Source organism: Aquiflexum balticum DSM 16537 (assembly GCF_900176595.1).
Taxonomy (GTDB): Bacteria; Bacteroidota; Bacteroidia; order Cytophagales; family Cyclobacteriaceae; genus Aquiflexum; species Aquiflexum balticum.
Genome location: NZ_LT838813.1, coordinates 2,484,585 through 2,495,547 on the forward strand (window position 1 = coordinate 2,484,585; position 10,963 = coordinate 2,495,547).

The window sequence follows — 10,963 nt, forward strand, 5'->3', positions numbered from 1 at the left end:
TTATGGCAACAGCTCATACTGCTACACACAGTGATACTTCTCATGATCATCATGATCATGAACATCACGAGAACTTTATTACAAAGTATATTTTCACTCAGGACCATAAAATGATCGGTAAACAGTTTCTGATTACCGGGATGTTTTGGGCAATAATCGGTGGTTTATTATCCTTGATTTTCAGGCTTCAATTAGGTTTTCCTGAAATGGATTTAGGATGGTTAAGACCCGTTTTAGGTGGGTGGATATCTCCTGATGGCAAATTAGATCCTGAGTTTTATTTAGCTCTTGTAACCATGCATGGAACCATTATGGTGTTCTTTGTACTTACAGCTGGATTGAGCGGTACTTTTTCCAATTTCCTGATTCCCTTGCAAATTGGAGCTAGAGATATGGCGTCCGGATTTATGAACATGCTATCTTACTGGTTCTTCTTTTTATCAGGAGTAATCATGTTTATTTCCTTGTTCATAGAAACTGGACCTGCTTCTGGTGGTTGGGTGGTTTACCCCCCTCTATCTGCATTGGAACAAGCAATGCCTGGGTCTGGTTTGGGAATGACTCTTTGGCTGATAGCCATGACTTTCTTTATAGCTTCATCTTTATTGGGAGGGATTAATTATATCACTACTGTAATTAATCTAAGAACTAAAGGAATGTCATTTTCGAAGCTTCCTTTGACCATTTGGGCGTTTTTCCTAACTGCGATTATTGGATTACTTTCATTCCCTGTTTTATTTTCAGCAGCGCTTTTGTTGGTGTTTGATAGAAGTTTTGGTACAAGTTTCTACCTTTCTGATATTTACATCGGAGGAGAAGCATTGCCAAATACAGGAGGAAGTCCTGTCCTTTACCAGCATTTATTCTGGTTTTTAGGACACCCTGAAGTATATATTGTATTGTTGCCGGCATTAGGTATCACCTCAGAAATTATTGCCACAAATTCAAGAAAACCTATCTTCGGTTATAAGGCTATGATCATTTCCATGTTGGGAATAACTATACTTTCTTTTGTTGTTTGGGCTCACCATATGTTTGTGTCAGGGTTGAATCCTTTCTTGGGTTCAATATTTATGTTCCTTACCCTTATCATTGCGATACCTTCTGCAGTTAAGGTCTTTAATTACCTTACTACACTTTGGAGAGGTAATCTGATCTTTACTCCCGGAATGTTGTTTTCCATAGGACTGGTTTCTTTCTTTATCTCAGGTGGTTTGACAGGTATTTTCTTAGGAAATTCCGCAATCGACATACAATTGCATGATACTTATTTTGTGGTAGCGCACTTTCACCTTGTAATGGGTTCTGCATCTTTCTTTGGATTGATGGCTGGTGTATATCATTGGTTCCCTAAAATGTTTGGTAGAATGATGGATGCCCGCCTTGGTTATGTCCATTTCTGGTTAACTTTCGTCGGGGTTTATCTTGTATTTTTCCCAATGCACTACATCGGAATTGCAGGGTTTCCAAGAAGATATTATTCATGGACTGGATTTGAGTTCTCAAATATGTACACGGACCTTAACATGTTTGTCTCCATAGCTGCGATTCTTACTTTTGGAGCTCAGTTGATATTCCTATTTAATTTCTTCTATTCAATGTATAGAGGTAGGGTTGCCTCTTTGAATCCATGGAGATCAACAACATTGGAATGGACGACTCCTTTACATCCCGGCCATGGTAACTGGCCCGGAGAAATCCCTGCTGTTTACAGATGGCCATATGATTATTCCAAGCCAGGAGCCAAAGAAGATTTCATCCCTCAAACTGTACCATTGTCTGCCACTCCAGAATCCAATCTTCCCCATGAACAAGAATTAGTGAAGTTGGAAAAGGAAATTATAGCGGATGAAGAGGCAGTATTGGTAGCCAATGAAGCAAAAGAATCTTAAAAATTTAAACAGCTTTCGCAGGATTTCTTTGATCACTGTGCTAGCTGTTTATTTCCTGATACTGGTCGGAGGGATTGTACGAAGTACAGGTTCCGGAATGGGATGTCCCGATTGGCCAAAATGCTTTGGGAGCTGGGTTCCACCAACAAGTGTGAATCAGCTCCCAAGTGATTATCAGGAAATCTACTTGCGCAAAAGAGTAGAAAAGAATGAGAAGTTTGTAGCGCAATTGGACCGTCTCGGTTTTAAAAATAAGGCTGAGGAAATTAGAAATGATAAAAGTATTCTGATTGAGGAAGAGTTTAATCCAACCAAAACTTGGATAGAATATATCAATAGGCTTATCGGTGCTGTCATTGGCGTTTTGGTCCTGCTGACCTTCATCAAATCACTTTCGCTTTGGAGCCTGGATAAATTAATCCCTGTTCTGGCATTCTTCAACTTGGTTTTGGTTTTATTCCAAGCTTGGATCGGCTCTATAGTTGTTTCTACCAATTTGCTTACTTGGATGATTACCTTGCATATGGTTTTGGCGCTGCTGATAGTATGCCTACTGCTGTACATTCATTATAGGTCCTATAAATTGGCTTATCCTATTAAGCCCATGACTGAAAAGCCAAAAAGGCTATATTCCATTCTGCTTATTGCTTTTTTGCTTATGGTTATTCAGATTGTATTGGGAACTCAAGTAAGAGAGACTGTAGATATGATTGCATTTGAATATGGAAATATGTTGCGTGGGGAATGGATTGAAAATTTGGGGTTGGAATTTCTAATACACAGGTCATTTTCCTTGTTGATTCTTGGAGTTCATTTATTGTTTATTTATAAAATATATAAATATTCTCTCAGGCATGCCAATGTATTCAAATGGTCTCAATTATTGTTGTTAGTGCTATTTCTTGAGATAATGACGGGAGTAGGGATGGCTTATTTTGCGATACCTGCTTTCTTACAGCCATTACATCTCTTATTGGGTTCTTTGATCATTGGTATTCAATTTATCATTTTACTTCAATTGAGTGATCAGAAAAAATTAAATATTGAAAAGGTAAGTTCATGAGAACTATAAATATTACAGAAGAATCAATTTTGGATTTATTGGTTTTTAGGGCCAAGGTATATTTTGAATTGGTCAAATTCAGATTGTCTGCCCTAGTTACTTTCTCTGCAGCGTTCGGGTTTATTCTGGGTGATTCCGGAGTAGTCTTTTCCTGGGGAAATTTTATTGCTTTGATATTTGGAGGATTTCTTATCAGCGGAGCATCGGGTGCTGCAAACGAGATTTGGGAAAGGGATTTTGATAAACTAATGAAAAGGACGGAAAACCGTCCCTTACCACTTAATCAGATTTCTTTAAAAGAAGCATATTGGTTTACTACATTAATAGCTCTTGCCGGTATTTTTATTCTTTGGATTTTCACTAATCCCCTGACTACCGCACTTGGAGTTTTAAGTATGATTCTTTATGTGTTCGTTTATACACCCCTGAAAAGAGTGGGACCAATTGCTGTATTTGTGGGAGCAATACCTGGCGCTATGCCACCTCTTCTTGGTTGGACCGCCGCTACGGGAGCCATATCCCATGAGGCTTTGATCATTTTCGGAATACAATTCATTTGGCAATTCCCTCATTTTTGGGCTATTGCTTGGGTGAGTGATGAAGATTATAAAAGAGCAGGTTTCAAATTACTTCCAAGTGGTGGAAAGAAAGATTTGAATACAGCTATTCAGATTATGATTTATACCTTATTCTTAATTCCATTAGGGTTATTGCCCACATATTTTGGACTCACCGGCCTTAATTCAGGGATAGTTGCAACCATATGTGGTGTTTTATTTTTGGCACAGACATTTTCTTTGATGAAAGACTGTTCAAGAAAATCAGCATTGAAGATTATGTTCGGTTCATTCCTTTATCTTCCTATAGTTCAAATCGCATATTTATTAGATAAAATTTAATCATGGAAGAAAAGATCAGCTATATAGAAGGAGCAGAGCAACCAATTGCCATGCATCCCAAAAAATTTGCACTGTGGCTCTTCATTGTCACGGTAGTGATGATTTTTGCTTCATTGACAAGCGCGTATATTGTAAGACAATCAGAAGGGAATTGGCTGGAATTCGACCTGCCGGAAATTTTCTGGTATAATTCTGCAATTATTTTACTGAGCAGCATTACCTTACATTGGGCGTATATGTCTGCCAAGAAGGATGATTTAGCTAAAGTCAGATCAGGTATGATCCTTACTTCGATCCTTGGAGTCATATTTCTTGTTGGGCAATGGTATAGCTGGGGAGCTTTGGTAGATAGAGATGTGTTTTTTGTAGGGAATCCTGCAGGATCGTTTCTTTATGTTTTCACAGGTTTGCACGCATTACACTTGATCAGTGGTGTGATATTTCTAATTATTGTATTAATTTCGTCCTTTAGATTTCAGGTACATTCCAAAAACATGGATTCAATGGAAATGTGCGTGACTTATTGGCATTTTCTTGGAGGACTTTGGCTTTATCTGTTTATGTTCTTATTATTGAATCATTAAGTAAAAAAAGTAAATAAAACATTTATGTCTACGACTGCTACTGCTATCGGGGTTAGCCCCAAAAGAGGGACTTGGGGAGGTGGAAATGAACCACTCAAGGCCAGTTATGGAAAACTGATGATGTGGTTTTTCCTCCTTTCAGATATTTTTACATTTGCTGCTTTATTGATTACTTACATTTCGTTAAGAGTCAGTTTCCCGGCTTATGATGGTCCTGCAGAAACTTTTGTTGGTTCAAATGAATATTGGCCAGTGCCGGAACTTGTATTTGATGCCATTCCTTTTATTCATGGGGTGCATATACCTTTGGCCTTTGTGGGATTGATGACCTTCATTTTGATCATGAGTTCGGTTACAATGGTTTTGGCGGTGGAAGCAGGTCACAGAAATGATAAGAATGATGTGGTAAAATGGTTGTTGTGGACACTACTTGGAGGAATAACTTTCCTTAGCTGCCAGGCTTGGGAATGGAGTCACTTTATCCATGGAACAGAAGCGGGTTCAGTAATGACTTACGTCAATAATTTGGGCCAAACTGTTACCGGAGTAGTAAATGGGGCCAATCTTTCGGTCAATGAATATGGACCTTCTAATTTTGCGCAATTGTTTTTCTTTATTACCGGTTTCCATGGTTTCCATGTGACATTAGGTGTTGTACTATTGTTTTTGGCTTTTTATCAAGCAGCTGTGGGAGTTTATGAAGGAAGAGGCCATTATGAAATGGTTGAAAAAATCGGACTTTACTGGCACTTTGTTGACCTGGTCTGGGTATTTGTGTTCACTCTTTTCTACTTGATCTAAAATTTAAATAATATAAAATTATGGCTTTGCAAGAAAATAAATCAATGCTCGAAGTAGTTCCTCGTGATGAAGCTAAGATAAAAAAAATCTGGAAAACAGCTGGTATCTTACTCTTATTGACTCTTGTCGAATTCGTGTTTGCATTTACTCTCCCCAGAGGGATTATTTTATATGCGATTTTCATTGCGTTGACTATATGGAAAGCTAAATATATCATGATGGAGTTTATGCACCTAGGTGAGGAAGCTAAGCCGCTTTTCTACTCCATAATTGTTCCTTTGATTTTCTTGGTATGGTTGGTTATCGCTTTGATGCGTGAAGGAAGTGATATCTTCCTTTTGAGATGGTAAAAAAAATTTAATTATAAAAAAAATAGGTCGGAGTTAAGAACTCTGCCCTATTTTTTTGTTTATAAGAAAAAGAAACATGAAAGGAGTGCGGATTTTGCAGGGTATGGTTTTATTGAGTATCCTGATGATACCTATTTTGGTTTTCGTCTTTTTAAAGACTTTTGGGGTGAATAAGTATGATATTCCAATTTTGTATCAAAACGGAGTTGAAGATCCTTTCCAGGAATGTGACGCGGTAGAAGAGGGACAGCATTTTATACCAGACTTTTCACTTACTTCAAGCCAGAATAAAGAAAGAGGCAGAAGTCAAATGGAAGGTAAAATTACTATTGTGGATTTCTTTTTTACTTCCTGTCCAAGTATCTGTCCCATCATGTCCACCGAAATGGAAAGGGTAGATGATGCTTTTAGAAATGAAAGCAGTGTTCAGATATACTCCATTTCCATTGACCCTGATTATGATACTCCGGAGGTTCTTGCCGAATATGCAAAACGACATAATGCAACTCCGGAAAAATGGTTTTTCCTTACAGGAGACAAATCACAGATCTATAACCTTGCACGATGTGGATTTATTCTGCCGACTTTAGACGGTATGGGGGATCCTGAAGAATTTATTCATAGTGATAAGTTTGTACTTGTAGATGACCTTGGCAGAATTAGAGGGTATTATAGTGGTACGAATAGAGATGAGGTAGATAGGTTGATTTTAGAAACAAAAATTCTGTTACATGGAAAAGAATAGCGAAGTTATACAGAAAAATAATAAGGGTGTAATCAGATGGATTACGCTGATTGCAATAGCTGTACCCGTGGTAGTTGCAATCTTATTGTTTATGCCATCCAAAATAGACGTGGCAAGTGATTGGGTTTATTTCTTGCCGCATCTAAATGCAGTCATTAACACTGCTGCTACAGTTGCCTTGATTGCTGGGGTGGTTTTTATTAAAAAAGGTAATATTGAATTTCACCGTGCAGCAATGACAACTGCTTTTGGACTTGGCGGAATTTTCCTTGTTTCCTATGTAATATACCACGCTACAGCAGAAAGCACATCATTTGGTGGGGAGGGTTTGATTAAGTATTTCTATTACTTTATTTTGATTACGCATATTATATTGGCTGCTGTCGCTTTGTTTCCTATTCTTTTGGCGTATTTTTATGGATATACCGACCAAAGAGAGAAACACAGAAAAGTAGTCAAATATGCTTTCCCTATTTGGTTGTACGTTACAGTTACCGGAGTATTGGTATATTTGATGATCAGTCCTTATTACAATTTCTAAACTAATTTGAAAAACCAGACGTTTCTCTTAGTATGAAACTGATATTAAAATCCTTTTTCGTAGTTGTATTGTTCCTGGTCATGCATGTCCCGGCTTATGCACAATGTGCCATGTGTAGGGCTTCTATTGAAAATAATGTCAGTAATGGGGAAACCAGTATAGGTGCAGGGTTAAACCTTGGGATTTTATACCTTTTCTCCATGCCCTATATTATAGCAGCAATAATCGGTTTTTTTTGGTATAGAAAAGCTAAAAAGAGAAAATCTAAATTTATTTTTCACGGAGAAAAATATTAAAATAAAAGTAAAGTCTGGGTACGGATTTTGCTTTTTGCTTAACTTATGGTTGTGCACAAAATCAAACCTGTTCCTCTTTTTATTGCTTTAGCTGGTTTTGCCATTTTTCTGGCAGTGATTTTCGTGTTTTCGGATAAGGATGACACCGAAAAACTTGTCCGACCCATTACCGAAAAAATCCAAAAAATTGACGCTCAATTTGACGAAGACTACCTTGCATTATTAATGGCAAACCGGCCTGATGAAAGTTTTTCTTTTACCAAACTTACCATTCCATCCCATCATCCTTATTATATATTTACAGAATCCGGTGACCTGGTTTATTGGTCTGATTTTTCATTTATGCCGGAATTTGAATTGGTAAATCCCGTCGCAAATCAACGAATTTTAGAAGATAGATTTGGAATTTTTTTTTCAAAAATCAAAAGGTTTTCACGAAACAACAAAGGTTATTGGCTGGTCCAAATGTATCCATTGTATTTTAAGAGGGATATTCAAAACGAATTCCTACAATCAGGATTTAATAAAGAAGTTTTTGGAAACGGATTGGTTGACATCTCAGAAAAAAAGACAGATGGGTATTTCGAAATTCTAGGAGCAAAAGGCGAATATCTGTTTTCTGTCTATTTTGATCCGGATTATTCCCCTTCGGACCAATCAAATAGACTGACCATTTTGATTTTTTTCTTTTCCCTTATTGTATTGGTGGTGATTCTGGCCAGAGACCTGGTACTTTCTTATTGGAAAAAAGGAGAAAAGATCAGGGCTATCGTTTACACGTCAATAGTATTGTTTTTTGTCAGATTCTTAATGTTGCTCTTTCGATTTCCGAGGGATTATTTTGATTTCGGCTTATTTGATCCTTCCGGCTATGCCTCTTCATGGATCAATCCAAGCCTGGGGGATCTTTTTATCAATGTAATTGGACTTGCAATATTGTTTGGGATGATATTAGTCTATATAGCCGGAAGCGATTTCAAATCCTGGTTTAAACAAAAAAATATCAATAGCAATAGCAGGCTGTTATTATTGCTTGCCTTATTCTTTTCCACTTGTTTATTGGCAGTCTTTTATAGTCTGTATATTGATATTTTGAGTAACTCTCAATGGGATCTGAATATCTTAAGTCTTCCTTCTCTGGATTGGTTTAAATTGGTAAGTCTTTTGGTGATATTTATTGGTGGGGCAGGCTATTTTATGTTTACAGTCCTGATGCTCAATATTGTTTTTTATGATAAAAATGTAAAAAAAGCTAAGGCCATAGTCACCTTGGTATATTTCTCATTTCCTATTATTGTTCTTTTGATTTTTTTGAATTGGATGTGGCTGATAGCATATTTGGCACATTTTGTCTTTTTGGTTGCAGCTATTCAATTCAATATTTACAGGCATATTTTTATCGTTGGTCTGAACACTTTTCTTACCTTTTTCTTTGGATGTCTTATCGCCGCAATAATTATAGGTGTTGCATCTCATCAGGTTTATTTGGACAGGAATTTTCAGTCAAAGGTCAGTTTTGGTACAGAGCAACTCGTAGAGAATGATATTCTTGCTGAATTCTTTTTAGCTGATATCATGTCGAGGATAAGTGATGATTTATTTATCAAAGCGTCCTTGGTGGACCCACTTATGCAAAAAGAATCCATTGAAAAAAAGATCAGAAAAATCCACATGGATAATTACTTTGATCAATATGCACTCAAGATCAAGGTTTTTAATACCTCAGGAGATAATGTGCTGGACAGACAAAAGACATATGAATTGAATAATCTGAGAATGCGATATGTCAAAAGTGATTATGCCACCTCAGTGAAGGATTTGTATTTTATCAACCAAGGCAAAGAAGGGGAGGGGAACCAATACTATGCTTTCATTCCGCTCTATAGCGAAAATAATTATATAGGCACTGTTTTTATAGAACTTCGGCAATTAAGAATCCTGGCGGGGTCAGTTTTCCCCAAGTTATTGATGGATGAAAAATATGTAGGTAGCTTAAATCAGAAAAAATTTGATTATGCCATTTATGAAGAAGGTGAATTACAATATGGTGTAGGACTTTTCAATTATAGGGCTGCAGATCTGGCAAATGACTTGGAGCAAACCAATCTCTATGATTATGGTATTTACAGGCAGAAATTTCATCATGTAGGTGTAAGGGAAGGTGATCGGGTTATAATTGTTTCCTCTCCCGTTTATCCATTCTACTATATCATGGCTGATATCTCACTGTTCTTTTTGGGTTTTATTTCCTTTACTCTGATCAGTCTTTTTGTAGTTACTTTTTCAAAAAAAGTCGGGACTTTTGAATTTAACTATGCTACCAAACTGCAGCTGTATCTTAATTTCGCTTTCTTTTTCCCCATTTTGATTATAAGTCTTATCATAGTGGGATTATTCACCAATTCTTATCAAGAGGAACTTCACAGACAATACCTGCAAAAAACGTCATTGGTCACAGATAACCTTTCCACCTTGGTGGAGAAACAAAAAAGCGGACTACTGGAAAAAGATGAATTGGAAGAAGCCATGAATAATTTATCAGGCAATGCCAATACTGATATAAACCTCTATAATAAAAGTGGTGTTTTGATCAGTACATCCCAACCAAATATTTTTGACAAGAAAGTCCTTACAAAATTCATCAATCCAAAAGCGATTGTGGATTTGGTAGAGGGACAAAATAATCTTGCTTTGTTGGAAGAAAGGATCGGAAATCTAAGCTTTAAATCAGTTTATGCTGCCATTAGATCAAATGATGGACAAGAAGTTCAGGCAATTGTAGCTGTTCCGTTTTTTGAATCTGAAACTGAACTGGACTTGTTGATTGCCGATGTACTGAGCAATATCATCAATATTTTTGTCCTGGTATTCATTATGTTTCTAGTCATTTCATATTTTGTTTCCAAAAACCTGACCTTTCCTTTCAAACTGCTTACCCAAAAGCTGAAAGTTACAGGTCTTGATAATAACGAACCTATGTATTGGCCTGCAAAAGATGAGATCGGATTGTTGGTAAACGAATATAATAACATGCTCTTCAAATTGGAGGCGAGTAAAAAAGACCTGGCTGATTCAGAAAAGGAATCTGCATGGAGAGAAATGGCCAAACAAGTTGCGCATGAGATAAAAAATCCCCTCACCCCGATGAAGCTTACCTTGCAGCATTTGTTGAGACTTCAGGCGGAAGGAAATCTACAGGATCCACAAAAGTTAAAAAAACCTTTAGAAACGTTGATCCATCAGGTAGATACACTTAGCGACATAGCGAATTCTTTTTCCAATTTTGCTAAGATGCCCCAACCAAAAAAGGAATTGATGGATTTCAAAGAAGTGGTATTGGGCACCTTAGAGCTATTCAAAAACAGAGAGAATGGGAAAATTATTTTTGGTGATCTTACTGCAGAGGAGGAAAAATTAACAGTGATGGGGGATAAGCAACTTTTTGGCAGGATCATCGGAAATCTCATTATCAATGGGTTTCAGGCGTCTGATCAAATGAAAAAGGCTTTGATACATATTTTTCTGAGAATGATAGATGGACAGGTCGTTTTGGAGGTGCGGGATAATGGTAAAGGAATTCCGCGGGAGTTGAAGGATAAGATTTTCATACCTAATTTCAGTACCAAATCAGAAGGTTCAGGACTAGGTTTGGCCATAGCTAAAAGAGGGGTGGAGACTGAAGGTGGTAAAATTTGGTTTGAAACAGAAGAAGGAAAAGGCACTTCTTTTTTCCTTGCCTTTGATATTGTCAGGTAATTCTTACCCCCAAAAATGTAGCTTGGCCTGTCAAAT

At 37.1% G+C, this 10,963-nt stretch carries 10 protein-coding genes; all 10 read left to right on the forward strand.

Annotation, left to right across the window (positions count from 1 at the left end):
• The first annotated feature begins 2 nt into the window (after positions 1-2).
• The 10 genes from B9A52_RS10645 (at position 3) to B9A52_RS10690 (ending at position 10,927) form a co-directional block, all read left to right on the forward strand.
• The gene (locus B9A52_RS10645; protein ID WP_084120458.1) at positions 3-1,892 is read left to right on the forward strand and encodes a cytochrome c oxidase subunit I; all 1,890 of its coding nucleotides are present in this window, start codon (positions 3-5) and stop codon (positions 1,890-1,892) included.
• On the forward strand, positions 1,873-2,955 hold the full coding sequence (locus B9A52_RS10650) for a COX15/CtaA family protein (protein ID WP_084120459.1): 1,083 nt from the start codon (positions 1,873-1,875) through the stop codon (positions 2,953-2,955). Before B9A52_RS10645 ends, B9A52_RS10650 begins: the two co-directional genes overlap by 20 nt.
• Positions 2,952-3,854: a heme o synthase gene (cyoE, locus tag B9A52_RS10655; RefSeq protein ID WP_084120460.1), complete on the forward strand. Its 903-nt coding sequence runs from the start codon at positions 2,952-2,954 to the stop codon at positions 3,852-3,854. Before B9A52_RS10650 ends, cyoE begins: the two co-directional genes overlap by 4 nt.
• Before the next feature lie 2 nt (positions 3,855-3,856).
• A complete protein-coding gene (locus B9A52_RS10660; protein WP_084120461.1) occupies positions 3,857-4,438 on the forward strand; it encodes a cytochrome c oxidase subunit 3 in 582 nt (193 codons plus the stop codon).
• Positions 4,439-4,462: 24 nt separating this feature from the next.
• Positions 4,463-5,239, forward strand: a complete 777-nt coding sequence (locus tag B9A52_RS10665) for a cytochrome c oxidase subunit 3 (RefSeq protein WP_084120462.1) — start codon at positions 4,463-4,465, stop codon at positions 5,237-5,239.
• A 20-nt stretch (positions 5,240-5,259) separates the two neighbouring features.
• On the forward strand, positions 5,260-5,589 hold the full coding sequence (locus B9A52_RS10670; RefSeq protein ID WP_084120463.1) for a cytochrome C oxidase subunit IV family protein: 330 nt from the start codon (positions 5,260-5,262) through the stop codon (positions 5,587-5,589).
• Positions 5,590-5,665: 76 nt separating this feature from the next.
• The gene (locus tag B9A52_RS10675) at positions 5,666-6,334 is read left to right on the forward strand and encodes an SCO family protein (RefSeq protein ID WP_084120464.1); all 669 of its coding nucleotides are present in this window, start codon (positions 5,666-5,668) and stop codon (positions 6,332-6,334) included.
• A complete protein-coding gene (locus B9A52_RS10680; protein WP_084120465.1) occupies positions 6,321-6,875 on the forward strand; it encodes a DUF420 domain-containing protein in 555 nt (184 codons plus the stop codon). The genes B9A52_RS10675 and B9A52_RS10680 overlap by 14 nt, the downstream gene beginning before the upstream one ends.
• A gap of 32 nt (positions 6,876-6,907) precedes the next feature.
• The gene (locus B9A52_RS10685; protein WP_084120466.1) at positions 6,908-7,171 is read left to right on the forward strand and encodes a hypothetical protein; all 264 of its coding nucleotides are present in this window, start codon (positions 6,908-6,910) and stop codon (positions 7,169-7,171) included.
• A 45-nt stretch (positions 7,172-7,216) separates the two neighbouring features.
• A complete protein-coding gene (locus B9A52_RS10690) occupies positions 7,217-10,927 on the forward strand; it encodes an ATP-binding protein (RefSeq protein ID WP_084120467.1) in 3,711 nt (1,236 codons plus the stop codon).
• Positions 10,928-10,963 lie beyond the last annotated feature (36 nt).